At 69.5% G+C, this 24,820-nt stretch carries 25 protein-coding genes; 17 read left to right on the forward strand and 8 right to left on the reverse strand.

Annotated elements, in window-relative coordinates; translation table 11 throughout:
• Positions 1-14: 14 nt before the first annotated feature.
• The 4 genes from CFP71_RS33860 to CFP71_RS33875 are packed head-to-tail and all read left to right on the forward strand — an operon-like array spanning position 15 to position 3,426.
• Complete coding sequence (locus tag CFP71_RS33860; RefSeq protein ID WP_093938018.1) at positions 15-1,157, forward strand: ArsA family ATPase; 1,143 nt, start codon at positions 15-17, stop codon at positions 1,155-1,157.
• On the forward strand, positions 1,154-1,576 hold the full coding sequence (locus CFP71_RS33865) for a hypothetical protein (protein WP_093938019.1): 423 nt from the start codon (positions 1,154-1,156) through the stop codon (positions 1,574-1,576). The genes CFP71_RS33860 and CFP71_RS33865 overlap by 4 nt, the downstream gene beginning before the upstream one ends.
• Positions 1,577-1,592: 16 nt before the next feature.
• The gene (locus CFP71_RS33870) at positions 1,593-2,552 is read left to right on the forward strand and encodes an ROK family protein (RefSeq protein ID WP_093938020.1); all 960 of its coding nucleotides are present in this window, start codon (positions 1,593-1,595) and stop codon (positions 2,550-2,552) included.
• Between the two features lie 4 nt (positions 2,553-2,556).
• Positions 2,557-3,426, forward strand: a complete 870-nt coding sequence (locus tag CFP71_RS33875; RefSeq protein WP_093938021.1) for an NUDIX domain-containing protein — start codon at positions 2,557-2,559, stop codon at positions 3,424-3,426.
• 59 nt (positions 3,427-3,485) lie between these two features.
• Here the strand turns inward: CFP71_RS33875 and CFP71_RS33880 are convergent, their stop codons facing one another.
• Genes CFP71_RS33880 through CFP71_RS33890 form a run of 3 tightly spaced genes read right to left on the reverse strand, consistent with a single transcriptional unit; the run spans position 3,486 to position 5,934 of the window.
• Complete coding sequence (locus CFP71_RS33880; RefSeq protein WP_093938022.1) at positions 3,486-4,628, reverse strand: glutamate--cysteine ligase; 1,143 nt, start codon at positions 4,626-4,628, stop codon at positions 3,486-3,488.
• 20 nt (positions 4,629-4,648) lie between these two features.
• Positions 4,649-5,167, reverse strand: coding sequence for a hypothetical protein (locus tag CFP71_RS33885; RefSeq protein WP_093938023.1), 519 nt, complete (start codon positions 5,165-5,167; stop codon positions 4,649-4,651).
• Complete coding sequence (locus CFP71_RS33890; RefSeq protein WP_093938024.1) at positions 5,164-5,934, reverse strand: alpha/beta hydrolase; 771 nt, start codon at positions 5,932-5,934, stop codon at positions 5,164-5,166. Before CFP71_RS33890 ends, CFP71_RS33885 begins: the two co-directional genes overlap by 4 nt.
• Positions 5,935-6,148: 214 nt before the next feature.
• Here CFP71_RS33890 and CFP71_RS33895 point away from each other — a divergent pair, with 214 nt between their 5' ends.
• Together CFP71_RS33895 and CFP71_RS33900 are read left to right on the forward strand one after the other, a co-directional pair.
• On the forward strand, positions 6,149-6,910 hold the full coding sequence (locus tag CFP71_RS33895; protein WP_093938025.1) for a lysophospholipid acyltransferase family protein: 762 nt from the start codon (positions 6,149-6,151) through the stop codon (positions 6,908-6,910).
• A gap of 20 nt (positions 6,911-6,930) precedes the next feature.
• Positions 6,931-7,416 (forward strand): polyadenylate-specific 3'-exoribonuclease AS, encoded by a 486-nt coding sequence (locus CFP71_RS33900; RefSeq protein ID WP_093938026.1) that lies wholly within the window; start codon positions 6,931-6,933, stop codon positions 7,414-7,416.
• Positions 7,417-7,623: 207 nt separating this feature from the next.
• On the opposite strand, the gene CFP71_RS33905 is transcribed toward CFP71_RS33900, so the two are convergent.
• The gene (locus CFP71_RS33905) at positions 7,624-8,700 is read right to left on the reverse strand and encodes a 3-deoxy-7-phosphoheptulonate synthase (RefSeq protein ID WP_093938027.1); all 1,077 of its coding nucleotides are present in this window, start codon (positions 8,698-8,700) and stop codon (positions 7,624-7,626) included.
• A gap of 284 nt (positions 8,701-8,984) precedes the next feature.
• Between CFP71_RS33905 and CFP71_RS33910 the strand changes: the two genes are divergently transcribed.
• On the forward strand, positions 8,985-10,010 hold the full coding sequence (locus tag CFP71_RS33910; RefSeq protein ID WP_005164556.1) for a 6-phosphofructokinase: 1,026 nt from the start codon (positions 8,985-8,987) through the stop codon (positions 10,008-10,010).
• Positions 10,011-10,144: 134 nt separating this feature from the next.
• Positions 10,145-11,662: an amidohydrolase family protein gene (locus CFP71_RS33915; RefSeq protein ID WP_093938028.1), complete on the forward strand. Its 1,518-nt coding sequence runs from the start codon at positions 10,145-10,147 to the stop codon at positions 11,660-11,662.
• On the opposite strand, the gene CFP71_RS33920 is transcribed toward CFP71_RS33915, so the two are convergent.
• The 3 genes from CFP71_RS33920 to CFP71_RS33930 all read right to left on the reverse strand — a co-directional run bounded on the left by CFP71_RS33920 (position 11,659) and on the right by CFP71_RS33930 (position 14,192).
• Positions 11,659-12,096 (reverse strand): VOC family protein, encoded by a 438-nt coding sequence (locus tag CFP71_RS33920; RefSeq protein WP_093938029.1) that lies wholly within the window; start codon positions 12,094-12,096, stop codon positions 11,659-11,661. The two genes, CFP71_RS33915 and CFP71_RS33920, sit on opposite strands and share 4 nt — an antisense overlap.
• Positions 12,097-12,236: 140 nt before the next feature.
• Positions 12,237-13,685, reverse strand: a complete 1,449-nt coding sequence (locus CFP71_RS33925; RefSeq protein WP_093938030.1) for an aromatic amino acid ammonia-lyase — start codon at positions 13,683-13,685, stop codon at positions 12,237-12,239.
• Positions 13,686-13,721: 36 nt separating this feature from the next.
• A complete protein-coding gene (locus CFP71_RS33930; RefSeq protein WP_093938031.1) occupies positions 13,722-14,192 on the reverse strand; it encodes a group II truncated hemoglobin in 471 nt (156 codons plus the stop codon).
• A 104-nt stretch (positions 14,193-14,296) separates the two neighbouring features.
• On the opposite strand from CFP71_RS33930, the gene CFP71_RS33935 reads away from it, so the two are divergent.
• Positions 14,297-14,638, forward strand: a complete 342-nt coding sequence (locus CFP71_RS33935; RefSeq protein ID WP_093938042.1) for a winged helix-turn-helix transcriptional regulator — start codon at positions 14,297-14,299, stop codon at positions 14,636-14,638.
• On the opposite strand, the gene CFP71_RS33940 is transcribed toward CFP71_RS33935, so the two are convergent.
• Positions 14,632-14,940 carry an ArsR/SmtB family transcription factor gene (locus tag CFP71_RS33940; protein WP_005164545.1) on the reverse strand — a complete coding sequence of 103 codons (309 nt, stop codon included), beginning with the start codon at positions 14,938-14,940 and terminating at the stop codon, positions 14,632-14,634. The two genes, CFP71_RS33935 and CFP71_RS33940, sit on opposite strands and share 7 nt — an antisense overlap.
• Positions 14,941-15,104: 164 nt before the next feature.
• Between CFP71_RS33940 and CFP71_RS33945 the strand changes: the two genes are divergently transcribed.
• The 8 genes from CFP71_RS33945 to CFP71_RS33980 all read left to right on the forward strand — a co-directional run bounded on the left by CFP71_RS33945 (position 15,105) and on the right by CFP71_RS33980 (position 24,712).
• A complete protein-coding gene (locus CFP71_RS33945) occupies positions 15,105-16,325 on the forward strand; it encodes a glycoside hydrolase family 18 protein (RefSeq protein ID WP_093938032.1) in 1,221 nt (406 codons plus the stop codon).
• 92 nt (positions 16,326-16,417) lie between these two features.
• Positions 16,418-17,083 carry a DUF2461 domain-containing protein gene (locus CFP71_RS33950; RefSeq protein WP_093938033.1) on the forward strand — a complete coding sequence of 222 codons (666 nt, stop codon included), beginning with the start codon at positions 16,418-16,420 and terminating at the stop codon, positions 17,081-17,083.
• 110 nt (positions 17,084-17,193) lie between these two features.
• Positions 17,194-18,618 (forward strand): pyruvate kinase, encoded by a 1,425-nt coding sequence (gene pyk, locus CFP71_RS33955; RefSeq protein WP_007033718.1) that lies wholly within the window; start codon positions 17,194-17,196, stop codon positions 18,616-18,618.
• 168 nt (positions 18,619-18,786) lie between these two features.
• Positions 18,787-19,686, forward strand: coding sequence for an acyl-CoA thioesterase (locus CFP71_RS33960; RefSeq protein ID WP_093938034.1), 900 nt, complete (start codon positions 18,787-18,789; stop codon positions 19,684-19,686).
• 456 nt (positions 19,687-20,142) lie between these two features.
• Positions 20,143-21,030, forward strand: a complete 888-nt coding sequence (locus tag CFP71_RS33965; protein WP_093938035.1) for a helix-turn-helix domain-containing protein — start codon at positions 20,143-20,145, stop codon at positions 21,028-21,030.
• 12 nt (positions 21,031-21,042) lie between these two features.
• Positions 21,043-21,252, forward strand: a complete 210-nt coding sequence (locus CFP71_RS33970; protein WP_093938036.1) for a DUF397 domain-containing protein — start codon at positions 21,043-21,045, stop codon at positions 21,250-21,252.
• Between the two features lie 160 nt (positions 21,253-21,412).
• On the forward strand, positions 21,413-21,625 hold the full coding sequence (locus CFP71_RS33975) for a hypothetical protein (protein ID WP_005166088.1): 213 nt from the start codon (positions 21,413-21,415) through the stop codon (positions 21,623-21,625).
• Positions 21,626-21,688: 63 nt separating this feature from the next.
• Positions 21,689-24,712, forward strand: a complete 3,024-nt coding sequence (locus tag CFP71_RS33980; RefSeq protein ID WP_093938037.1) for a helix-turn-helix transcriptional regulator — start codon at positions 21,689-21,691, stop codon at positions 24,710-24,712.
• The last annotated feature ends 108 nt before the right edge of the window (positions 24,713-24,820 follow it).

A 24,820-nucleotide genomic window follows, 5' to 3' on the forward strand; every position in this document is an offset into this window, starting at 1 on the left:
GTCGAAGGGTAGGCATGCGGATCCTGCTGTTCACCGGCAAAGGGGGTGTCGGCAAGACCACGCTGGCCGCGGCGACCGCCGCGGCCCTGGCCGGGCGGGGCAGGAAGACACTGGTCGTCTCGACCGACCCGGCGCATTCCCTCGGTGACGCCTTCGGCCGCGCGCTCGGCGCCGAACCGTCCGAAGTAGACACGCTTCTCCACGCCGTCCAGATCGACACCCGCGGCCTCGTCGACAGCACCTGGCGCGAACTCCGGCACGAACTGCAGTCCGCGCTCGCGGGCGCGGGCCTCGACTCGCTCGACGCCGAAGAACTCACCGTGGTGCCCGGCGTCGACGAACTCCTCGCCCTCACCGAGGTCCAGCGGCTCGCCGAGCACGGTCCCTGGGAGACGGTCGTCGTCGACTGCGGGCCGACCGCGGAAACCCTGCGCCTGCTGGCTTTGCCCGAAGCCGTCTCGGGCTACCTGTCGAGGATGTTCAAACCGGGCGCCCGGCGGACGGCGGCCGCGGTACGGCGGCTCGGCGCGCATCTGGAGTCGCTGCGCACCCTGCTGACCGATCCGGCCACCACCACCGTGCGGCTCGTCCTGACGCCGGAACGTGTCGTCGTCGCGGAAGCCCGCCGCACGCTCAGTTCCCTGGCCCTGCGCGGAATCCTGGTCGACGGCCTGATCGTCAACCGGCTGATGCCCGCGCCCGGGTTCTGGCGCGGCGCCGCGGCCTCGTGGATGCGGACCAGGCGCACCCAGCAGAACGCCGTCCTCGCCGAACTCGGCGACGCGGGATTCGGGCCCGATCAGGTGAAGCCCGTCGAGCACCGCGCCGTGGAGCCCGTGGGCCTGGAGGCGTTGCAGGAAATCGCGTACGAGCTCTACCGAGGGCTGGATCCCTTGGCCGGAACCGAAAAAGGTGTCACCCCGCTCTTGCAGGTGTCCGAATCGGACAACGGCTATCAACTGCGGATCGCCGTGCCGTTGCACCGGGATTCCGAAGTGGACCTCGCCAGAGTGGACGATGATCTCGCCGTCACCGTGGACGGTTTCCGGCGGCTCATCGCGCTGCCGGAGATGTTGCGCCCGTGCCGGATCACCGGTGCGGAATCCGACGCGCACGGCCTGGTCGTGAGCCTGGCCGGGAACCGGGGACCCGGGTGAGCGAGAACAGTGGACACACGCCGTCCGACGGCCTGAAGCTGGCCGAAGAGATCAGGCTGCTGGTCGAATTGGTCGTCGAGCACGCCGCGCCGTGGCTGGAGGGCCTGATCTCCGCCGGGCACGGCTGTTCGGAACATGACACCGACGGCGGCTGGTGCCCGCTCTGCGCGATCGTCGGGGTCTTCCGCGGGGAACGGCCCGAGTTCGTGGCCCGGCTGATGGAGCAGGCCGCGCAGCTCGTCGCGTTGCTGCGGGCGGTGCTGGCCGATCGCTGGGAGCCCGAGGGCGGGGTGCACATGCCGGGGTTCCAGCCTGCGCGGAAGGAGCCCGCGCGGGAAGATGCGCCGGTGGGAGCTTCGCGGGTCCAGCACATCACGGTGACCAGGCGCGACGCCTGGCAACCGGACCGGGAGAACTGAGTTGCTGACGATAGGGGTGGACGTCGGGGGCACGAGTGTGCGCGCCGGCGTGGTGGACGAGCACGGCTCGCTGATGGACACCGCCAGGGTCGGAACGCCTGGCGAGGAGGACGCGCTCGAAGACGCAATCGCCGGGGTCGTCGAAGACCTCCGCAACCGGCACGACGTCTCCGGTGTCGGGCTGGCTGTCGCAGGTTTCGTCGCCAAGGACCGGCGGACGGTGATGTTCGCGCCGCATCTGTCCTGGCGTGCCGCGCCGGTCGCCGAACGCATCGAAAAGCGCGTCGGCCTGCCGGTGACCCTGGAACACGACGTGAACGCGGCCGCGGTCGGCGAGTACCGGTTCGGGGCCGCCCGCGGCGCCCATGTCGCCGCGCTGATCGCGCTCGGCACCGGGATCGGCGCGGGTCTGCTGCTCGACGGCAAGATCTACCGGGGCGCGCACGGGGTCGCGCCGGAACTCGGGCATCTGACCGTCGTCCCCGGCGGACGGCCCTGTCCGTGCGGGAAGTACGGCTGCTGGGAGCGGTACTGCAGCGGGACGGCGCTGGCCGCGACCGCGGTGGAGCTGCTCGCGCGGCATCCCGGCCGCTCGACCGTGCTGGCTCGCGAGACCAGGGGAGACCCGGGTTCGGTGACCGGGCGCCGGGTGGCGGGCGCGGCCCGCGACGGCGACCCGATCGCCCAGCGCGCGATGACCGAACTCGCGAAATGGCTGGCCGAGGGCCTGGCGCTGGTCGCCGACGTCTTCGACCCCGAGATCATCGTGATCGGCGGCGGCGTGTCCGAATCGGCCCCGCTGTTCCTCGACGAGGCGCGGGAACGCTACGCGGGCAAGATCACCGGTGCCGGGCACCGTCCGCTGGCCCGGATCCGGGCCGCGCACCACGGCGACGATTCCGCCATCGTGGGCGCCGCGGCACTCGCCGTCGACGCGGCGAAGGCGCCCGGAGCCGAGGTCGGTGTGACAGGCTGAAAGCGTGACCCGGGAAGACGGCAACGGCTTCGTGAAGTGCGACTTCGGGCACCTTCACTGGGGCTTGAACGGCGCCGCCGGGTTGCTGCTGTCCGATCCCGCGCGCGGTGTCCTGCTGCAACGCCGGGCGTGGTGGGTCCATCATGGACGCACCTGGGCGTTGCCCGGAGGCGCCGTCGAGGCGGGGGAGAGCGCACGAGAGGCCGCCACCCGCGAGGCGCACGAGGAGGCCGACATCCCGCCCGCCCGGGTCCGGCCGCTGTCGGCGTCGCACGTCGACCACGGGAACTGGCGCTACACGACGATCCTGGCCGCGCCGATCGGCACGCTCGCGGCCAGGGTGAAGAACGCGGAGAGCGCCGAGCTGCGCTGGGTCCGCGCGGGAGAGGTCGCGGACTTCCGGTTGCACCGGGATTTCGCGGTGGCGTGGCCGGGATTGAGGGAACACTTGGATCGCAGGCTGGTACTGGTGGTCGACGGCGCGAACGTCGTCGGTTCGCGGCCGGACGGCTGGTGGCGCGATCGGCGCGGCGCCGCGGAACGGCTGCGGGACAAGCTCGCGATCCTGGCGGAGACCGGGCTCGCCGATCCGGCGCTCCCCGGCGGCGACGAATGGTCGTGGTGGCCGAAGATCGTGCTGGTCGTCGAAGGCAAGGCGCGCGGAGTCGAAACGGTGCCCGGCGTCGAGGTCGTCGAGGCCGAGACGGACGGGGACTCCCAAATCGTCGCCGTCGCCCGGTCCGCTCGCGAGGCCGGCCCGGACGACCACGTCGTCGTGGTGACGGCCGACCGCGAACTGCGTTCCCGCGTCGAGGCCGCGGGCGCTTCCGCCTTCGGCCCCGGCACCCTCTTGGGCCACCTCGACCGCGTTTAGTCCTCTCGATGCGGTAATTCGACGCCGAACTACCGCATTCAGAGGACTAAACGCGAGGGCTAGGAGCGCGGGATCGTGCCCTCTCGCATCTCCGAGATGAGCGAAGCGACGACGGCGCGCAGGCTGCCGTTGTACTGCTTCGCCACCGCGCGCTGCCGCAGGTAGCTGGGCCCGTATTGCAGGATCGTCTCCACCGACCGCAGCTCGTCGGCGCAGTCCAGCCGCCGGGCCACCGGTTCGAGCCGGTTCAGCAGGTCGTAGGTGTCATCGGTGACCAGCCGCTCGTTGCCCGCGGCGTCGAGGATGACGATCGCGTCGACGCCGTAGCGCGCCGCCCGCCACTTGTTCTCCTGGACGTGCCACGGCGGCAGCGTCGGCAGGATCTCGCCGTCGTCGAGGCGGGCGCTGAAGTCGTCGACCAGGCATTGGGTCAGCGCGGAGATCGCGCCGACCTCCTCCAGCGTCGGCAGCCCGTCGCAGACGCGCATCTCGATCGTCCCGAAATGCGGGGCGGGCCGGACGTCCCAGCGGATCTCGGAGAAGTGGTCGATCACGCCCGTGGTGAACATGTCGTCGACGTAGCTCTCCAGCTCCTCCCACTTCCGGAACTGGAACGGCAATCCCGCCGTGGGCAGCTGCTGGAACATCAGCGCGCGGTTCGACGCGTACCCGGTGTCCTCCGCGCCCCAGTACGGCGACGACGCCGAAAGCGCTTGTAGATGCGGCGCGTAGTTGAGCAGCGCGTCAAGGATCGGCAGGGCCTTGTCGCGGTGGTCGAGCCCGACGTGCACGTGGACGCCGTAGATCAGCATCTGCCGTCCCCACCACTGGGTCCGGTCGATGAGCTTGGCGTACCGCTCCTTGTCGGTGACCTTCTGCTGGTACCACGTCGAGAACGGATGCGACCCGGCCGAGAACAGCTCCACGCCCAGCGGGTCGAGCACCGAGTGGACGACGTCGAGCGAGGTGTTCAGATCGGCCTTGACCTCGGCGATCGTGTCGCAGATCCCGCTGATCACCTCGATGGTGTTGAGCAGCAGCTCCTGCTTGATCTTCGGGTGCTCCTCCTCGCCGTCGGGACGGACGGCGTCGAGCACCTGCTCCGCGACGGACGAGAGTTCACCGGTCCGCCGGTCGACGAGGGCGAGTTCCCATTCCGCGCCGACCGTCGACCGGCGCGAGGGAGTGAAGTCGATCTTCATGGTCGGAATTGTCCGGCAGCTCAGACCTGTGCGCCGTTGTGCGGGTCCGCACCGGGCGGCGGCCCCTGGCGCACCCGCAGCAGGAGCAGCGCTATCGCGGTCGCGAGGGCGAGGATGCCGAGCGGCGTGCCGAGCCGCGTGCCCATGCCGATCAGGGTGGGCGCGATCAGGAGCAGCAGTCCCAGCAAGAAGAACAGCAGGACGACGAACGCACCCTTGCGCGGACGCGGCAGGGGAGGCGGCTCGGGCGGCACGAAGTGGCCCTCGTCGTCGCTCGACCCCGGGTCGCCCTCGAAGACGGTCTTGTCCCAGCTGGTGCCGCCGCCTCGCCAGCCCGGTTCGGGTTCTGGTTCCGTCGCCTCGGGGCGGGGTGCCTTCTCCGAAGAAGTCTCAGCCTTCTCCGCCTTTTCCGCGGATTTCCCGGCCGGTCTCTCCAGGTCCTCTTCGGGGAACAGCCCGACGCCCTCCGCACGGAGGTCGGCCACGATCTCGGCGAACGTCGCGTCGACGTCCTCCGGCCCGTCCTTGCCTCTGTTCATCCGGCGTCCACCTGTCCCGCCCGGCGCACGGACCGGGCGAAGTCCACCGTACGCGTGAAGATCAGGCCTGCGTCGTGGTCTTGGGTGGCGACGTGGAAACTGTTCTCCAGCACCACCTCCGTGACGTCTTCGCTGCCGATCCCGTCGAGGATCACCTGCGAGTTGACCGGCTCCACGATGTGGTCGACGGCCGAGTGCAGCAGGAGCACGGGCTGGGTCACCTTGGGCAGGTCCGCGCGGGTGAGTTTCCACAGCTTCGCGAGGCTCGCCGCCGCGCGCACGGGCGTGCGCGAGTAAGCCAGCTCCTTCTCACCCGGCTTCGCGATGTCGTTGGCCACGCCCGGCACCGACGGCAGGATCCGCGACAGCACGGGCAGCAGTTTGGCGTCCCACCGCAGCGTCAGGACCGACGGGTTCACCAGGACGATCCCGGCGATCCGGTCGCCGAATTCCTCGGCGAGCCGCAGGGTCAGCGTCCCGCCCATCGACATCCCGGCGACGAAGACCGAGTCACAGGTCGAGAAGAGCGCCAGCAGCTCCTCGCGGACCGTGCCGTACCAGTCTTCCCAGCCTGTCCGGTTCATGTCCTGCCATCGGGTCCCGTGTCCGGGCAGCAGCGGGCAGCGCACGGTGTATCCGGCCTCGGCCAGGTGGTCGCCCCAGGGCCGCATACTCGCGGGGGTACCGGTGAACCCGTGGCACAGCAGGAACCCTGCTTCGGTCGAACCGGTATGAGCGAACGGTTCCGCGCCGGCGAGGACGGCCATGCGATCGCCTTCCGTGAGAGCTGGGTAGGTCTACTATGTTCGCACGACCGGAGCGGCTTGTGGGCCCCCGGCCACTGCCGGAATCGGGCCGGATCGGGTGTGAGATCCGTCGCTGGGTGCGGGTAACCGGGTGGACTTCGTTGTGCCGGGGGTGCGCGGTTCGTAGTCTTGACCATCGGGCACAGGGGTTGAGCTGCTAGGAGGAGTTTTCGCAGTGCTGTACTGGCTCATGAAACACGTGTTTATCGGGCCACTGCTCAAGGCGCTGTGGCCCACCAAGGTGGTCGGTGCGGAGAACATCCCCGACGACGGTGGCGTGATCCTCGCGGGCAACCACCTCGCGGTGGCGGACTCCTTCTTCATGCCGCTGCGGGTCAAGCGCAAGGTGACCTTCCCGGCCAAGTCGGAGTACTTCACCGAGAAGGGCATCAAGGGCCGGCTGAAGAAGTGGTTCTTCAGCGGTGTCGGCCAGATCCCGATCGATCGCTCCGGCGGCAACGCGGCGCAGGCCGCGCTCGACACGGCGACCCGGCTGGTCCGCGAGGGGCACCTCCTCGGCATCTACCCCGAGGGCACCCGCTCCCCGGACGGCCGCCTGTACAAGGGCAAGACCGGCGTCGCGCGGATCGCGCTCGAGTCCGGCGGGCTCGTGGTCCCGGTCGCCATGGTCGGCACGGACAAGGTCAACCCGATCGGCTCGAAGATGTGGTGGCCGCGCCGTCTCGAGATCCGCTTCGGCAAGCCGCTCGACTTCTCGCGCTACGAGGGTCTCGCCGGTGACCGCTTCATCGAGCGGTCCATCACCGACGAGATCATGTACGCGCTCATGGAGCTTTCCGGCCAGGAGTACGTCGACATCTACGCCGCCAAGGCGAAGGAACTGCTCGCCGCCGACGAGGCGGGACTCCGCCCGAAGGTGCCCGCGCAGCCCTCCGCCCAGGACGTCGCCCGTATCCCGGACACCAAGGTCGGCTGAGGCCCCACTAGGGTTCTGCGGTGCGCTTTTTCTACGACACCGAATTCATTGAGGACGGCGTGACCATCGATCTGGTGTCGATCGGTGTCGTGGACGAAAGAGGCCGCGAGTTCTACGCGGTCTCGACCGATTTCGATCCCGGCAAGGCCGGCCCCTGGGTCCGTGACAACGTGCTCCCGAAACTCCCGTCGCCCGCCGACCCGGCGTGGCGCAGCCGCGAGAAGATCCGCACGGATCTGCTCGAGTTCTTCGGCAAGCCGCCCGGCGGGATCGAACTGTGGGCCTGGTTCGCCGCCTACGACCACGTCGCGCTGGCGCAGCTGTGGGGGCCGATGCCCGCGCTGCCGCGCCAGCTGCCTCGCTTCACCCGTGACCTGCGGCAACGCTGGGAGGACGCGGGCAAGCCGAAGCTGCCGGCGGCCCCGGACGACCAGCACGACGCTCTGGCGGACGCGCGGCACAACTTCCAGCGGTGGGGGATCATCGAGTCCTACTGGCACCGGTAGGCCGCTCGGTCCGGATGTCATGAAAGGGTCGTTCAAGACGTTTTTCGTCTTGAACGACCCTTTCATGACACTCGTGGCAGGCCCGGCCCCGGCCCCGGCCCCGGCCCCAGCCGCAGGACCCGCGAAGTGTCATGAGGGGTCCCCATGGGACGAAATCTGTCCCATGGGGACCCCTCATGACACACACGCCGCCCGCGGGGGAGGAAGTCAGCGCCGCGAGTCGACAGCCTCCGCGAGGGTGTCCAGCAGCTCCGCGGTCGTGTCCCACCCCAGGCAGGCGTCCGTGATCGACTGCCCGTAAGTCAGTGAAGCGGCCGAGCCCAGCGTCAGATCCTGTCGCCCCGCCACCAGGAAGCTTTCCAGCATCAGCCCCGCGATGCCCCGCTCACCGGCACCGATCCGCCCGGCGAGTTCCCGCACCACCGCGGCCTGGCGCACGTGGTCCTTCGCGCTGTTGCCGTGGCTCGCGTCGATGATCACGCGCTCCGGCAGCCCCGACTTCGCCAGCCGCGCCAGCGTGTCGGCCACCGTCGCGGGGTCGTAGTTCGGACCGGCGGAGCTGCCGCGCAGGATCACGTGGCAGTCCTCGTTCCCCGCGGTGGTGATCAGCGCGGCGAGCCCGTCGGGGGTGATGCCGGCGAACACGTGGCTCGCCCCGGCCGCGCGGGTGGCGTCGACGGCCACCTGGACGTCGCCCTCGGTCGAGTTCTTGATGCCCACCGGCATCGACAGCGCGCTGCACAGCTGCCGGTGCACCTGGCTCGCCGCGGTCCGTGCGCCGATGGAACCCCAGGTCACGGTGTCGGAGATGAACTGCGGGGTGATCGGGTCGAGGAATTCGCAGCCGACCGGCAGGCCGAGCGCGGAGATGTCGAGCAGCAGTTTGCGCGCCATCCGGAGACCGTGGTTGACCTCGTAGGTGCCGTCGAGGCCCGGATCGTTGATCAGGCCCTTCCAGCCGAGCGTGGTCCGCGGCTTCTCGAAGTAGACGCGCATGACGATGTGCAGGTCGCGGCGGTGTTCTTCGGCCTTGGCGGCGAGGCGGCGGGCGTAGTCGAGCGCGGCGTCCGCGTCGTGCACCGAGCAGGGCCCGACGACGACGAGGAGCCGGTCGTCCCGGCCGTCGAGGATGTCGACGGCCGAGGCCCGCCCGGCTAGGACGGTATCGGCGGTTTCCGCCGTCATCGGATGTTCGTGCCGCAGCATCGCGGGCGACAGCAGCGGGTTGATGGCCGCCGTGCGGTGCCCGTCGAGGGCGATCAGGGTGTCAGCGGAGGGAGACATCGCGGGTCTGGTTCCTTTCGAAGGGATACCGACCCGCGGGAACTCGCCGAGCCGGTGTGAATTCCGGCTCGGGGTGGTCTGGTCAGCGCAGGTTCACGCCGCCGTGCCCACCCGGGGCCGGCTTCGTAAACCAGAAATAGCGCTGCACGACGCCAAGCTAGCACATCGATCACGTGTACCGATTCCCGAGGTGGTCCGCCCTGCACCGATCCAGAGAACTGCCGCTACCCTGGCGTCGGGACATGTGACTGTCATCTCTACGGAACACAAGACGGAGGCTTCTGATGCGTGTCGGTGTGCTGACCGGCGGTGGGGACTGCCCGGGGCTCAACGCGGTGATCCGCGGTGTGGTGCGCAAGGGCATCGAGGTGCACGGCTGGGACATCGTCGGGTTCCGCAACGGCTGGAACGGTCCCCTCACCGGGGACAGCCGCCCGCTCGGCCTGAACGACGTCGAGGACATCCTCACCCGCGGTGGAACGATCCTGCGGTCGTCGCGGACCAACCCGTACAAGGTCGACGGCGGCGTCGACAAGATCAAGGCCGTGCTCGCCGAGCAGCAGGTCGACGCGCTGATCGCGATCGGCGGCGAGGACACCCTGGGGGTCGCGAAGCGGCTCACGGACGACGGCGTCGGCGTCGTCGGGGTGCCCAAGACGATCGACAACGACCTCGGCGCCACCGACTACACCTTCGGCTTCGACACGGCCGTTTCGATCGCCACCGAGGCCATCGACAGGCTGCACACCACGGCCGAATCGCACCACCGCGCCCTGGTCGTCGAGGTCATGGGGCGGCACGCGGGCTGGATCGCGCTGCACTCCGGTCTCGCCGGCGGCGCGAGCGTGATCCTGGTGCCGGAGCGGCACTTCAACGTCGACCAGGTCGTCTCCTGGGTCGAGCGTCGCTTCGAGAAGGAGTTCGCGCCGATCATCGTGGTCGCCGAGGGCGCGCTGCCCGAAGGCGGCGAGGAGAAGCTGCTGACCGGTGAGAAGGACGCCTTCGGGCACGTCCGGCTCGGCGGCATCGGCACCTGGCTGGCCGACGAGATCGCCGCCCGCACCGGCAAGGAGTCCCGCGCGGTCGTGCTCGGGCACGTCCAGCGAGGTGGCACGCCGACGGCGTACGACCGCGTGCTCGCCACCCGGTTCGGTCTCAACGCGGTCGACGCGGTGGCCGACGGCGACTTCGGCGTGATGGTGGCGCTGCGCGGCACGGACATCGTCCGCGTCAAGCTCTCCGAGGCGACCGCCGAGCTGAAGACCGTCCCGGCCGAGCGGTACGAAGAGGCCGAAGTCTTCTTCGGCTGAGCTGTGTTTCAGGAGAAGGCCCCTTACTTTGTGCTGTGCTCGGGTAAGGGGCCTTCCCATTCCTTGCGGCCCCGCCGTCGCGGCGAGTTGAATCGGCCACCCGGGGGATCTTGGGTGGAAGGGGCGGGATTCTCATGGTGGGTGCGGGATCGAGCAGGCGCGAGTTCTTGAAATGGCTCGCCGCGAGCGGGACCGGGGTGGCGCTCGCCGGACTGCTGCCCGGTACGGCCGCCGCGGCCACCGGCGAGATCGTCGTCATCTCCCAGGTCACGCTGATCGACGGCACGGGCGCGGCGCCGCGGCGCGACGTCTCGGTCGTGCTCGTCGGGGATCGGATCGCCTGGGTCGGCGGTTCCGGCCAGATGCCGGAAACCGGTGGCGCGCGGGTGATCGACGGCCGGGGCAAGTACCTCATCCCGGGCCTGTGGGACATGCACACCCACGGCCTGGACCTCGAAGAGATCATCCCGCCGCTGCATCTCGCGTACGGCGTCACCGGCGCCCGCGAGATGTGGGGCTACGCGGAGAACCGCGCGACCCGGGACAAGATCGAGCGCGGTGAGCTGCTCGGCCCGCGCGTCGTGCTGGGCAGCGGGATCGTGGACGGACCGGTCACCCTCCTGGAACCGCCGGTGCTCCAGGTGTCGACGGCGGCCGAGGCACGCGCTGCCGTCCGCGCGGAGAAGGCCGCGGGCGCCGAGTTCGTCAAGATCTACTCCTACCTCGGCCCCGACGAGGTGCGCGCGGTCGCGGACGAGAGCCGCGACCTGGGACTGCGGTTCTCCGGGCATTGGCCGTACAAGCTGTCCCATTTCGAGACGAGCGACCTCGGCCAGCACAGTTTCGAGCACTTCTTCGGCGTTTCCATCCACTGCTCGTCCCGGCGCGACGAGATCCTCGCCAGGCTGAAGGCGACGCCCTACGACCCGGCGGCGCCCCGTGCCTTCTTCAACCTGGCGCGGCAGCTGGAGTTCGAGTCGGTCTCCACCTACAGCCCCGGTGCCGCGCGAGCCTATTTCGGCAGGCTGCGGCGCAACGGCACCTGGCATTCACCGACACTCACGATCAACCGGGTCGTCACGCAGCCCGCCGAGACCCACAAGCAGGATGCGCGGCTGAAGTACCTGCCCGCCGACATCCGGAAGAGCTGGGCCGTGGGCATCGAGCGGTTCGCGCCGAAGACCCCAGCGGAGATCGTCGTGCAGGAGCGGTACTACCAGGAGACGCTGCGGCTGGTCGGGGTCGCGCACCAAGCGGGCGTCGGGCTCATCGGTGGCACCGACTGCCTCAACCCGTACACCTTCCCCGGCAGCGGGCTGCACGAGGAGCTCGCCTTCCTGGTCGAGGCGGGGCTTTCGCCGGTGCACGCGCTGAAGACGGTCACCGGCGACGCGGCGAAGTTCCTCGGCCGGGAGGCGACGTCGGGCACGATCGCGGCGGGGAAGGAGGCGGACCTCGTGCTGCTGGACGCGAACCCGGCCGCCGACATCCGCAACGTGTCGAAGATCGACCTGGTGATCACCCGCGGCCGCGTCCTCGACAAGACGGCGCGGCGCGGGATGCTCGACGCCGTCGAGACCGCCGCGAACCGGACCGTGCCCGCTTCGGCCACCCGGCTACGGTCGCTGGCCCGCCGGGGTTGCTGCTGCTAGCCGAGCTTTTCGGCCAGCTCGATGATGATCCCGTCGGGACCGCGGAGGTAGCAGAGCAGGTAGCTGCCCTCGAAGTCCACGATCTCGCCCACGAGCGTCGCGCCGTGCGGGCGCACGCGGTCGAGGGTGGCGTGGAGGTCGTCGACCTCGAAGGCGAGGTGGCGCAGGCCGCGCGTGTTGGCCGGAGCGCGCGAGTCGCCGGGGTGGGCCTCGGGGGTGAGGTACTGGATGAGTTCGAGCCGCCCGCCACCGCCGGGGACGCTCACCATCGCGATCTCCGATTTGGCCTTGTCGACCGCGGTGATGCGGTCCGCCAGCTCGCTTTCCATCGTCATCCGGCCCTCCGATTCGAAGCCGAGCTCGACGAAGAACTCGATGGCGGCCGTGAGGTCGCTGACGATGACGCCGACGTGGTCCATCCGCTTGATGCTCATGCTGTGGTCTCCTCGCTGTGGTGCTTCCGGCCCGGGGACGCCGCCGCTTCGCCGTTCTCGACATCCTCCCCCGCACTTTGTCCTCTGAATGCGGTGGTTCGCGTCGCCACCACCGCATCCAGAGGACGAAACGCGAGGGGTCAGACGAGCGCGAGGGTGTCCAGAAGCGACACGGCCCGCGCGATGTCCTCGGTGAGCGGCCGGTCCTCGACGCTCGGGTCGAGCACGGCCGCGGCGGTCTCGTAGGCGTCCCGCGCGGGCAGCGCGACGAGCTCGGCCTTCCGCATCCGCAGCGCCCGGACGGCCGCGACCAGTTCGCACGCCAGCACCTGCTGGTACGCCGCCCCGGCCGCGGTCGCCGCCCGCGCGGCCTGCGTGGAGAAGCTCGCGTGGTCCTCGATCCCCCGTGAGACGACGGCGGTGCCGAGAGTCGCCGGGAGCGCGGCCTGCCGCAGTTCGGTGAGCGCGTCGTGCGCGACGTACTCCAGGATCATCACGCCCGAACTGCCCGACGGCCCGGCCGCGAGGAACGGCCGCAGCCCGGTGAACTCCGGCTCCACCAGGTCACCCAGCCGCGCCACCGACAGCTCGGCGACCTGATGGACGGTCGCGCGCACCTGGTCGAGCGCGGTCGAGACGTATGCCGTGTGGAAGTGCGCGTGGTGGTAGGCGTCCTGATGCGCCGTCGAGATCATCGGATTCTCGGTACTGGCGTTGATCTCCACCGCGAGGACGTCGCGCAGGTAGTGGATCGCGTCCAGCGCGGGCCCCTGCACCTGCGGGAACGCCCGCAACCCGAACGGGTCCTGGATGCGCCTGCCCGGTTTGGGCGTGCCCTCCATCCCGAGCAGCCGCCGCATCTCCGCCGCGCACGCGACCTGCCCGGCGTGCGGACGCGCTTCGTGCACCGGAGTCGCGTATGCCTCCGGGTTCCCGTCGAGCGCGATGTACGTCAGCGCCGCGACGACGTGACTCGCCCTCGTCAAGGTGTCGAGCCGCATCGCCGCGAGGGTCGCCTCGGCCAGCGTCGCGGCGTTGCTGCTCATGAACGCGAGCGCGTCACCCGCCTGCACCGGCACCGGCACCGGCGGCACGCTGCCCGAAAGCCACGGCCGCTCGCCGGTGAGGGCGAGCGCGGTCTCGGCGAGCGGCGCGAGGTCACCGGTGCCGATCGCGCCGAGCCGGTGCACTAGCGGCAGCGCCCCGGTCCGCACCGCGGTGGCCAGCGCCCCGATCAGCTCGGGGCTGAGCCCGGCGCGCCCGGCCAGCAGCTGGTTGAGCCGGATCAGCATCATCGCCCTGGTCTGGCCGGGGGACATGACGTCGCCGCTGCCACCGGCGTGACTGCGCAGCAGCCGCAGCCCGTGATCCGGCGACTCGCCCTCGCCGACCGGGTCCTCCTTGTTGGCGCCGACGCCGGTGGTGCGGCCGTAGACGATCCGGCGCGTGCTCAGTTCCTCGGCGAGCTTCCACGCGCTTTCCGCGCCGCGCAGCGCGGCGATCGAGACGTCAATGCTCAGCGGTCCCTCGGTGCTCGCGGCGGTCACGACGTCCGCGCAGCGCAGGGTCCGGCCGTCCACCCGGATCACGGCGGCCTCCTTTCACGACCGCCCCACTATGGCGCCTCAGCCGGCGGGCGGCTGCCAGGGCGGGCGGTTGCCCCAGTCCCACTTCGGCATCGGCTCTTCGACGGTGACCTCGCGGCCGGGCCGCGAGAACATCACCGCGAGCCGGCTGCCCCATTCGACGTACGCGGCGAACGCGGAGCGGAACTCGGGATCGGCCGGGAGCCCGGCCTCGTCGGCGGCGTCGAAGAGCAGGTTCACCCAGCGGCGGCGCTGTTCCTCGGTGATGGCCCGGCCGAGGTGCCGCCCGACCATGTGCCGGTGCCCGCCGTGCTCGCCGCTGTAGGTTTCCGGGCCGCCGAACACTTCGGCGAGCCAGATCGCGACGTGCTCGGGGTGGCCGGGATCCATGTTCCGGAAGACCGGCTCCAGCAACGGATCCTTGAGCACGTGGCCGTAGAAGACAGCGGTCAGCCGCCGCAGGGCGTCCAGCCCGCCCGCCCATTCGTACAACGTCGGCGTCTCGGTCACGTAATGTCCTCCCAGCGGCACTGTTCTCCAGGTCCGGCAAGGCAACCACCTCGGATCGCGCGGGACAACCGCTTACTTTTCGGTGCGTGCCAACGGGAGTGGTCATGAAGCGGTACCACTGCGCGGTCGAACTCGCCGTCGACGTGATCGGCGGCAAGTGGAAGCCGGTGATCCTGGCGCATCTGAAGGAAGGCGTGCACCGGTACGGCGAACTGCGGCGGCGGATGCCGGACGTCAGCGAGAAGATGCTGATCCAGCACCTGCGTGAACTGGAGGCGGACGGCCTCGTGCTCCGCGAGAGCCGGGAGGGCCGGGTGCCGCATGTCGAATACCGGCTCACCGAGGACGGCGACCGGTTACGCCCCGCACTCGAAGCGCTCTACGACTGGGGGACACGGCGCGCGGCCGAACGCGGCATCACGTTCGAGCCGTTACCTATTCACTGACTGTCGTCGTCCAGGTGTCGTTCGAGTGCGTCGATCCGGCCCTCCCAGAACCGGCGGTACGGCGCGAGCCATGCGTCGACCTCCGCGAGCGGTTCCGGGCGGAGCCGGTAGCACCGGCGCTGGGCCGCGACGCGGACGGTGACCAGACCCGCCTCGCGTAGGACACGCAGGTGTTTCGATACGGCCGGTTGGCTCAATTCGAGGACCTCGACCAGCTCGTTGACCGACCGTTCGCCGTCGCGCAGGAGGTCGAGGATGGTCCTCCGCCGCGGCTCGGCGAGGATCTCGAAAGTCTGCATCATCCGGGAAATGTGCCTTGTGTGGCATATTTCCGTCAAGGAATGTTCGAAAATGTCCATCCGAAAGTCTTGGTCTGAACCATTGACGGAGTGGTCTAGTCCACTTAGCTTGTGCGTGTCCCGCCGCAGTCCTTTCGTCACCGATGGTGACGTCGAAGGGAGAACGCATGCCCCGTCTGAGCAGGATCACCGCGATCGTGGGTGCCGCGGCCGTCGCGCTGGGCGCGCTGGCCGTCGCCGCGCCGGCGCAGCAGGCGACCGCCGCTCCCGAGGCGACGGACGCCTCGGTCGGCAAGGTCCTCGGGTACTTCGCCGAATGGGGCGTCTACCAGCGGAATTATCACGTGAAGAACATCGACACTTCGGGTTCGGCGAGCAAGTTGACCCACATCAACTACTCGTTCGGCAACGTGACCGGCGGCGGCTGCGCCCTCGGTGACGCCGAGGCGGCGACCAGCAAGTTCTACGACGCCGCGGGCAGTGTCGACGGGGTGGCCGACAGCTGGGACAACGGCGCGCTGCGCGGGAACTTCAACCAGCTGAAGAAGCTCAAGGCCAAGTACCCGAACCTCAAGGTGCTGTGGTCCTTCGGTGGCTGGACCTGGTCCGGCGGCTTCGGCGAGGCGGCGAAGAACCCCGCCAAGTTCGCCGAGTCCTGCTACAACCTGGTCAACGACCCGCGCTGGGCCGGGGTCTTCGACGGTATCGACATCGACTGGGAGTACCCGAACGCCTGCGGGCTCTCCTGCGACACCAGTGGCGCGGCCGCGATCAAGGACCTCGCGCAGGCCCTGCGGGCGAAGTTCGGCTCGAAGCTGGTCACCGCCGCGATCACCGCGGACGGCACCGACGGCGGCAAGATCGACGCCGCGGACTACGGCGGCGCGTCGCAGTACTTCGACTGGTACAACGTCATGACCTACGACTACTTCGGCGCCTGGGCCGCGCAGGGACCGACGGCCCCGCACTCGCCGCTGAACGACTACGCGGGCATCCCGACCGCCGGTTTCCACTCCGACGCGGCGATCCAGAAGCTGAAGAACAAGGGTGTCCCGGCGAGCAAGCTGCTGCTGGGCATCGGCTTCTACGGCCGCGGCTGGACCGGCGTCACCCAGGAAGCCCCGGGCGGCACCGCGACCGGCCCGGCCGCGGGCACCGAACCGGGGATCCAGGATTACAAGGTCCTGAAGACCACCTGTCCGGCCACCGGCACCGTGGCGGGCACCGCGTACGCCAAGTGCGGCAGCGACTGGTGGAGCTACGACACCCCGGCGACCATCGGTGGAAAGGTCACCTACGCCAAGAATCAGGGTCTCGGCGGCGCGTTCTTCTGGGAGCTCTCCGGTGACACGGCCGACGGCGAGCTGATCACCGCTCTGGCGAAGTAATCTCCTCAGTACATGAAGGCCCCCTTCCTTGCGCCTAGGTACAGGAAGGGGGCCTTCATGTACTTGTCGGTGGTGAGGATTAACGTCACCGCATGGGTTTCGAGGGTTTCGGCGAGTACGCGATCGACTTCTACGACGGTCTCGAGGCCGACAACTCCAAGTCCTACTGGGACGCGAACCTGGCCACCTACAAGGCCGACGTCCGCGCGCCGATGGAGGCGCTGCTCGCGGAGCTGGTCCCGGAGTTCGGCGACGGCTTCGGCGAGGGGAAGGTCTTCCGCCCGTACCGCGACGTCCGGTTCGCCAAGGACAAGACGCCGTACAAGACCCACTGTGGCGCCGTGATCGAGCAGGGCCGGGGCGGTGGCGCGTACTACGTCGAGGTCGGCCCGGCCGGGCTGCGCGTCGGCGGTGGTGGCTTCCACTTCGAGTCCGATCAGCTTGCCCGCTTCCGCCGAGCCGTCGACACCGAAGTGCACGGCACCGAACTGGCCAAGATCCTCGCGAAACTGGAGAAGGCGGGCTGGGAGGTCAAGGGGGACAGGCTCAAGTCGAAGCCGCGCGGGTTCGCGGAAGACCACCCGCGCATCGACCTGCTGAAGTACCGCTCCGTGTACGCGGTCCGTGGCTGGGAGCCGGACGACGTCCTGCACGAACGAGGCACGTTCGACCGGGTGCGGAAGTCGTGGCGGCAACTGCGGGTGTTCAACGAATGGGTCCGGGACCGCGTCGGACCGAGCGAGAAGCCGCGCCGATAACCACCGAACTTGGTTCGCCGGTTGCCCATCTCCCAGGTCAACTGACACTTTTCTTGAACTTTCGGTATCGGTAAAGACGTACGTCCGATGAGGGACTACGCTGTGCGAACGTGAGCCGACGCGCGAAGATCGTTTGTACCCTGGGCCCCGCGACCGCTACGCCGGAGAAGATGCGGCAACTCGTCGACGCCGGGATGGACGTCGCGAGGATGAACTTCAGCCACGGGACGCACAGCGACCACAAGCAGGTCTACGACCTCATCCGCACCGCCGCCGCCGAATCCGGCCGCGCGGTGGGCATCCTCGCCGACCTTCAGGGGCCGAAGATCCGTCTCGGCACCTTCGCGGGCGGCCCGGTCGAGTGGCACAACGGCGACATCGTGCGCATCACCGTCGAGGACGTCGCGGGTACGCACGACCGCGTCTCGACCACCTACAAGGGACTCGCCGACGACGCGAAGCCCGGCGACCGTCTCCTCGTGGACGACGGCAAGGTCGGCCTCGTGGTCAAGCAGGTCGAGGGCCCGGACGTCGTCTGCGAGGTCACCGAAGGCGGCCCCGTCAGCAACAACAAGGGCGTGTCCCTGCCGGGCATGGACGTCTCCGTGCCGGCACTGTCCGAAAAGGACATCGAAGACCTCGAGTTCGCGCTCGAACTCGGCGTGGACTTCATCGCGCTGTCGTTCGTCCGCTCGCCGGCCGACATCGACCTGGTCCACCAGGTGATGGACCGCGTCGGCAAGGGCCGCCTCCCCGTGGTCGCGAAGATCGAGAAGCCCGAAGCGGTCTACAACCTCGAAGCCATCGTGCTGGCCTTCGACGCGGTGATGATCGCCCGCGGTGACCTGGGTGTCGAACTTCCGCTGGAGCAGGTCCCGCTGGTGCAGAAGCGCACCATCCAGATCGCCCGCGAGAACGCGAAGCCGGTCATCGTCGCGACGCAGATGCTCGAATCGATGATCAACAGCTCCCGCCCGACCCGCGCGGAGGCCTCGGACGTCGCCAACGCGGTGCTCGACGGCGCGGACGCCCTCATGCTCTCGGGCGAGACCAGCGTCGGCCGCTACGCCATCGACGTGGTCAAGACCATGGGCCGGATCATCGAGGCCGTCGAGACCGACTCGCCGGTCGTGCCGCCGCTGTCGCACGTCCCGCGCACCAAGCGCGGCGTCATCTCCTACGCGGCCCGTGACATCGGCGAGCGGCTGAACGCCAAGGCCCTGGTCGCCTTCACCCAGTCCGGTGACACCGTCCGGCGGCTCGCGCGGCTGCACACGCGGCTGCCGCTGCTGGCGTTCACCCCGGAGGAGAGCGTCCGCAGCCAGCTCGCGATGACCTGGGGCACCACGACGCGGATCGTGCCGAAGGTGGGCTCCACCGACCAGATGATCCAGCAGGTCGACCACGCGATGCTCGAAATGGGCAAGTACGCCAAAGGTGACCTGGTGGTCATCGTCGCCGGCTCCCCGCCCGGTACCGTGGGCTCGACCAACCTCATCCGGGTGCACCGCCTGGGCGAGGACGACCACGCCTGACGCTGGTCTCTGAGCGCGTGTCATGAGGGGTCCCCTTAAGACGTTTTTCGTCCTAAGGGGACCCCTCATGACGTTTCGCGGGCCGGAGAACGTCCCGAAGGTGGCCTTCGCGACAAACGTCCCGCCTCACGGAGGCCCAAAGCACCCTTACGGCCTAAAGTTCAGGTCATGACTGAGATGGCCAGGGAAGCCGCGGCCGGTTTCGACAGCACCGGCGGCGTCGGCGGTCAGCCGGTGCTCGACAAGCTGGTCGCCCTGCTGGACTTGGAGAAGATCGAGGAGAACATCTTCCGCGGCGTCTCACCGGCGCATTCGCCGGTGCGGGTGTTCGGCGGGCAGGTCGCGGGGCAGGCGCTGGTCGCCGCCGGCCGCACCGTGCCCGAGGAGCGGAAGGTCCACTCGCTGCACGCGTACTTCATCCGCGGCGGCGACCCGAGCGTCCCGATCGTCTACGAGGTCGACCGCATCCGCGACGGCCGCTCGTTCACCACCCGCCGTGTCGTGGGCATCCAGCACGGCAAGGCGATCTTCTCGCTTTCCGCGTCGTTCCAGAAGGACGAGGGCGGCATCGAGCACTCCGAGGGGATGCCGGACGTCCCGGAGCCCGAGTCGCTTCCGACATTGCAGGAGCGGGCCGAGGGCTACTTCATCGGTCACCACGACCGGCCGCGCCCGATCGACCTGCGCTACGTCAACGACCCGCCGTGGGTGACCCGGAAATCCGGCGAGCTCCCCGCCCGCAACCAGGTCTGGATGCGGGCCGACGGCAAGCTCCCGGATCAGCAGCTGCTGCACGTTTGCGTCCTGACCTACGCCTCCGACATGACACTCCTGGACTCGGTCCTCGCCCGCCACGGCGTCTACTGGGATCTAGACAAGGTGATCGGCGCGAGCCTCGACCACGCGCTCTGGTTCCACCGCCCGTTCCGGGCCGACGAGTGGTTCCTCTACGACAGCGCGTCCCCGACGGCGTCGGGTGCCCGCGGTCTGGCCACCGGCCGGTTCTTCGCCGCGGACGGAACGCACATCGCCACCGTTGTGCAGGAAGGCCTTCTTCGGGTGGTGTGAACGGTGACGTTCCGCATCCGAGAACCGTCTTGTCCACCCTTTAGAGGGAATGGTGAAACGCAATAACATCTGGGACCAGAGTATTGCGGAATAGTCGCGGATAAAGGGAGGGCCGGAACCGATCGGGGGACGGCTCCGGCCCTGCACCGGGGATGAATCCGGCTCGACAGGTATCCTCGCGAATGCCTATCGGTGCAGCTCGCGGCCCCGCGCCCGTGCCGCGAGCGGATCCGCCACCGCCGATGAAGGCGGGCGTACCGCGTTGCACAATGCTCAACCTACAACGGCAATCTGCAAATTGCAGGATGAAAATCGGACGTGTCGGAAAATGGTCGTGTGACCATCTCACCGAATGTGTCTCGGGCTGGTTAGATGTGCTTCGGCGGGGTAACTGAACACTGTTCTCCTCGCCGCGTCGTGATCGGTGTTGCTCGGACAGCTTGTGGAGGTGCCGTGATGACGAGGGGTCAAGGACCCACCGTGCGCCGCCGTCGGCTGGCGAGCGAGCTGAGGCGGTTGCGCGAGGCGGCCGACCTCACCATCGACGAGGTGAGCGAGAAACTCGAATGCTCGGCGTCGAAGGTCAGTCGCATCGAGACCGGGCACGTCGGGGTCACCCCGCGCGACGCGCGCGACATGCTCGAGCTGTACGGCATCGCGGGAGACGAGCAGGAAGCGCTCGTCCAGCTGGCCAGGGAAGCCCGCAAACGCGGCTGGTGGCACGCGTATAACGAGGTGTTCACCGGCACCTTCGTCGGCCTGGAGGCGGACGCGAGTTCGTTGCGGGCCTTCCAGGCGCTGCTCGTGCCGGGCCTGCTGCAGACAGAGCGCTACGCCAGGGCTGTGATCAGGGCGATGCGGCCCGACGCCGAAGAGGCCGAGATCCGGCGCCGGGTGGCGGCGCGGATGGCGCGGCAGGAGCTGCTGACCGACCCCTCGCCCCCGGAGTACTGGGCCGTGATGGACGAGGCGGTCCTGCATCGCACGGTCGACGGGGCCGAGGTGATGGCGGAGCAGCTGTACCGGATGGTCACCATGGCGGCGAGGGCGAACGTGACCGTCCAGATCGTGCCGTTCGGCGCGGGTGCCCATCCCGGGATGGAGGGTCCGTTCCTCATCATGGGCTTCCCCGAACTGGCCGACACCGACGTGGTCTACGTCGACAGCACCTCCAGCGGGCTCTACCTGGAGGAACCCCCGGACGTCCGGCGATACGCGTTGATGTTCGACCATCTCCGTGCCGCCGCGTTGAAACCGGACGACTCGGTCGAGTTGATCGCCGAGGCAGCCGGGAGGTTCGCCGAACAGGCGGCCCTGCCGGAGAAAGTCCCCGGAAACGAGTAAGGAGTGGGGAGCATGACGCCCAACGATGATCTTTCCCAGGCCCGGTGGTTCAAGAGCAGCCACAGTGGCGGCGGCAACGACTGCGTCGAGGTCGCCTTCACCGGTTCCGGTGCCGCCCTGAGGGACTCCAAGGACCCCGAGGGTGGTGCCTTCCGTCTGTCGCCGAACGCTTGGCGGGGGCTGCTCGGCGCGGTGCGCCCGAGTGGCCCGGCTCACGCCTAGACACGCTGAAACTCGACCCCTTACGCCCCCCGAGCAGGGGATGGGCCGGCGTAAGGGGTCGAATCACGTCCGGGTGTAGGCGATCACCCGATGCCTCAGGGCACCCCTCAGGACGAATCTCATCACTACCAACAAGGCAGTGAGTTCCTAAGGGGAAACGATGAACACGAACGACGCTCTTCTCACCGGTGTACTGGCCGAGGTCGAGTACCGCCGCGAGGAGCTGCAGCGAGCCGGTCGCAGCGTATGGGTCGACAGGGCCCGCCGGGCGGGGAGGCGGATCCGCGCCCAGCGCACCGCCGTCCAGGTGCCCGCCCAGCAGCGCCGCGAGGCCGGACAGGTGCCCGCCCGCAGCGGCGAGATCACCCGGTAGAGGTCGAGTGCGATGAAGCTCTCGGCGAAAACCCAGGCGAAGTTGTCGGTCCGGTAGGCAAGAATGCACCTCGTGCCCCGTCTTGGCTCCGGTATCCCGATCGTCGCCCGCACTCAGGAGATGCGGCAGCTCCGTGCCGCCTTCGCCCGTGCCGAACGGGCCGAGGCCGGCGCGGTGCTGCTCTCCGGTGACGCCGGCGTCGGCAAGACCCGCCTCCTGACCGCGCTCGGCGAGTTCACCGCCGGCGCGGGCGCCCTGGTGCTGACAGGGCGCTGTATCGACGTCCATGAGGGCGGTCTTCCTTATCTTCCGTTCGCCGAGGCCCTCGCGCCGCTGGCGACGACGTCCGATCCCGCGGTCACCGCCGCGGTCCGGGCCCGGCCGGCGCTGGGCAGGCTGCTCCCGCAGATGCAGCAGGCGGAGGAGTACCCCGCCATCGAAGACGGTCAGCTCACCGCGAGCGAACAGGTGTCGACGCAACGGCTCGGGCCCGAACAGGACCTCGGCCAGCTCCAGCTGTTCGACGCGGTACTGGGGGTGCTGACCGTCATCGCGCAGCGCCGGCCGGTGGTGATCCTGCTGGAGGACCTGCACTGGGCCGACGGCTCCACCCGGAACCTGCTGTCCTTCCTGCTGACGAGGCTGCGCACCCAGCGGTTGCTGGTGGTGGCGAGCTATCGCGAGGAGGACGTCCACCGGCGGCATCCGCTGCGCGCGCTGCTGTCGGAGGTGGTGCGGCTCGGGGCGGTCGAACGCGTCGAGGTCAAGCCGTTCGGCGCGGAGGACGCGCGCGCGTTCGTCGAGGCGCTGGCCGACGAGCCGATCGGCCAGGACATGATCGCCGACATCGTCTCCCGGTCCGAGGGCAATCCGTTCTTCGTCGAGGAGCTGCTCGCGTCCGCGAAGGACTGCCGCGAGCTTCCGGCAGGGTTGGCCGAGGTGCTGCTCGCCAGGGTGGAGCAGCTTTCGCCGATCACGCGCCGGATCCTGCGCGTGGTCTCGGTCGCCAAGGACTCGGTGGCGCACGCCGCGCTCGCCGAGATCTCCGGGCTGGACGAGCTCGAACTCGACGAGGCACTGCGCGAGGCGGTGCAGCATCACGTCCTGGTGATCGAGAACGGTTTCTACACCTTCCGCCACGCGCTGCTGCAAGAAGCGGTCTACGGGGACCTGTTGCCGGGGGAGCGCGTCCGCATGCACGCCGCCTACGCGACGCGGATCCGCACCAGGACGCAAGGCCGCGGTCAGGACGCGCGGCTCGCGCACCACAGCCTGGAGAGCAAGGACTTCGTCACCGCGCTGGCCGCGTTGTTGCGCGCGATGGACGAGGCGGAGAAGCTGGGCGCGCCGGGGTCCGCGCTGCGGCATGTCGAGCAGGCACTGTCCATCTGGGACGCCGTGCCCGCGGCGGACCGGCCGCCGGACGTCGACGAACTCCGGCTGCTGCACGAGGCGTCGTACTTCGCGAGCACGTCGGGAGAGCCGGAGCGGGCGGTGGCTTACTCGCGGTCCGCGACCGAGGCACTCGGCCCGGAAACGGGCAGCGAACGGGCCGCGAAGGTCTGGCGGCGCCACGCGGAGGCCCTGCTTTCGGTCGAAGGCACGCTGGACGAGGTCGTCGAGGCGATCGACAAGGCCTGGGAACTGGTCGAGCACACCGACGCGAGTTCCGCGCGGGCCTGGGTACTCGCCACCCGCGCCGGGATCCTGCGGCTGATCGACAGGCACGAAGAGGCGCTGCAGTGCGCGCTGGCCGCGGTCGCCGACGCCAGGGCCGTCGGCGCGGGCGGGGCCGAAGCGGCCGCGCTGGTGTCACTCGGGACGCTGGCCGATTCGGCGGGCGACATCGAAGAGGCGCGGGAGCGGCTGCGCCAGGCCGAGCGGAAGGCCAGGGATTCCGGCGCCCTCAACGGCGAGCTGCGGGCTCTGCACTTCCTCGGGCTGAGCTACGACGACAGGGCCGAGATCCACTCCGCGCTGAAGTACTACGCCAAGGGCATCGACAGGGCCAAGGAAACCGGGCTGACCTGGAGTTCGTTCGGGATCGAGCTGCGGACCAAGCACCTCATGCTGCGGTTCGTCAGCGGTGACTGGCCGGACGACGACGACGCGGGGCGCGCGGGTCGCGGCGTTTCGAGTCTCGTCGCCGGGCGGTTCCTGGGGATCTGGGCGCAGTTCGTCGTCGCCCGCGGCCGGTTCGCGGACGCGGACAAGATCCTGCCCAGCCTGCGGCAGCATTGGAAAGCCGACTACTCGATCGCGCTCGCGTCGGGGGACGCCGCCATCCAGCTCGCGTCGTGGCGAGGGGACCACGCGGGCGCGGTGCGGCAGGCGAGTGAGCTGATCGACTGGCTGGAAGAGGTCGAGCCCGCGGTTCTCGGCGGGATCCGCATCAGCGTGCACGGCCTCGCGGCCGCTGTCGCGCAGGCGGCCGAAGCCAGGGTGCGCGGGGATCTGGCGACGGCCGAGGCCGCCGTGGCGGCGGGCGAGAAGTTGCTCGCCCACGGACGTCATTGTGCCGAACACGGCATCCCGCGTTCGGTGTCACTGGGGCCGGAAGCACTGGCGTGGCTCGCCCGGCTGGAAGCGCTCGGCGGTTGCCTGCGCGGCGCGGGCGATCCGGCGTTGTGGGCCAAGGCTGTCGACGCGTTCGGGTACGGCGCGGTGTACGAGCAGGCCATGTGCCGCTTGCAGCACGCGAAGTCCTTGCTGGCTTCGGACGGCGACACCGCGCTCGCCGCGTCGGAGCTGCTGGCCGCGCACGAGGTGGCCGATCGACTGGGCGCGTGTCCGCTGCGTGAAGCCGTCCGGGAACTCGGTCACCGGGCGCGTGTCGAGCTTCCCGGGGAGCCCGCCCCGCGCCGGGACGTCGTCGACCCGCTCACCGACCGCGAACGGGACGTGCTGGAGCGGGTCGCGCTCGGCCGGACCAACCGGCAGGTCGGTGAAGAGCTGTACATCAGCGAGAAGACGGTGAGTGTCCATCTTTCGCGCGTGATGGCGAAACTCGGCGCGAGCCGCCGGGCCGAGGCCGTCGCGATCGCTTACGACCGGGGCCTGCTGGCCGCCCCGACCTCATCCTCGTGAGTGGTAAGTGTCGTTCTAGCGGACCTGTATTTACCTACCCCACTGGTGTGATCGGCGGTCGAGTGTGGAGGATTCGGGACGTTGAACGTCCCGAATCCTCCACACTCG

It is taken from the genome of Amycolatopsis thailandensis, assembly GCF_002234405.1.
Lineage (GTDB): Bacteria > Actinomycetota > Actinomycetes > Mycobacteriales > Pseudonocardiaceae > Amycolatopsis > Amycolatopsis thailandensis.

What these genes read in the sequence shown, in the direction of transcription:
- CFP71_RS33860 (WP_093938018.1), top strand. Translation starts at nt 15, where the DNA reads ATGCGGATCCTGCTGTTCACCGGCAAAGGGGGTGTCGGCAAGACCACG.
- CFP71_RS33880 (WP_093938022.1), bottom strand. Translation starts at nt 4,628, where the DNA reads ATGAAGATCGACTTCACTCCCTCGCGCCGGTCGACGGTCGGCGCGGAA.
- CFP71_RS33885 (WP_093938023.1), bottom strand. Translation starts at nt 5,167, where the DNA reads ATGAACAGAGGCAAGGACGGGCCGGAGGACGTCGACGCGACGTTCGCC.
- CFP71_RS33890 (WP_093938024.1), bottom strand. Translation starts at nt 5,934, where the DNA reads ATGGCCGTCCTCGCCGGCGCGGAACCGTTCGCTCATACCGGTTCGACC.
- CFP71_RS33905 (WP_093938027.1), bottom strand. Translation starts at nt 8,700, where the DNA reads ATGTCTCCCTCCGCTGACACCCTGATCGCCCTCGACGGGCACCGCACG.
- CFP71_RS33910 (WP_005164556.1), top strand. Translation starts at nt 8,985, where the DNA reads ATGCGTGTCGGTGTGCTGACCGGCGGTGGGGACTGCCCGGGGCTCAAC.
- CFP71_RS33915 (WP_093938028.1), top strand. Translation starts at nt 10,145, where the DNA reads ATGGTGGGTGCGGGATCGAGCAGGCGCGAGTTCTTGAAATGGCTCGCC.
- CFP71_RS33920 (WP_093938029.1), bottom strand. Translation starts at nt 12,096, where the DNA reads ATGAGCATCAAGCGGATGGACCACGTCGGCGTCATCGTCAGCGACCTC.
- CFP71_RS33935 (WP_093938042.1), top strand. Translation starts at nt 14,297, where the DNA reads ATGAAGCGGTACCACTGCGCGGTCGAACTCGCCGTCGACGTGATCGGC.
- CFP71_RS33940 (WP_005164545.1), bottom strand. Translation starts at nt 14,940, where the DNA reads ATGATGCAGACTTTCGAGATCCTCGCCGAGCCGCGGCGGAGGACCATC.
- CFP71_RS33945 (WP_093938032.1), top strand. Translation starts at nt 15,105, where the DNA reads ATGCCCCGTCTGAGCAGGATCACCGCGATCGTGGGTGCCGCGGCCGTC.
- CFP71_RS33950 (WP_093938033.1), top strand. Translation starts at nt 16,418, where the DNA reads ATGGGTTTCGAGGGTTTCGGCGAGTACGCGATCGACTTCTACGACGGT.
- CFP71_RS33960 (WP_093938034.1), top strand. Translation starts at nt 18,787, where the DNA reads ATGACTGAGATGGCCAGGGAAGCCGCGGCCGGTTTCGACAGCACCGGC.
- CFP71_RS33965 (WP_093938035.1), top strand. Translation starts at nt 20,143, where the DNA reads ATGACGAGGGGTCAAGGACCCACCGTGCGCCGCCGTCGGCTGGCGAGC.
- CFP71_RS33970 (WP_093938036.1), top strand. Translation starts at nt 21,043, where the DNA reads ATGACGCCCAACGATGATCTTTCCCAGGCCCGGTGGTTCAAGAGCAGC.
- CFP71_RS33975 (WP_005166088.1), top strand. Translation starts at nt 21,413, where the DNA reads ATGAACACGAACGACGCTCTTCTCACCGGTGTACTGGCCGAGGTCGAG.
- CFP71_RS33980 (WP_093938037.1), top strand. Translation starts at nt 21,689, where the DNA reads ATGCACCTCGTGCCCCGTCTTGGCTCCGGTATCCCGATCGTCGCCCGC.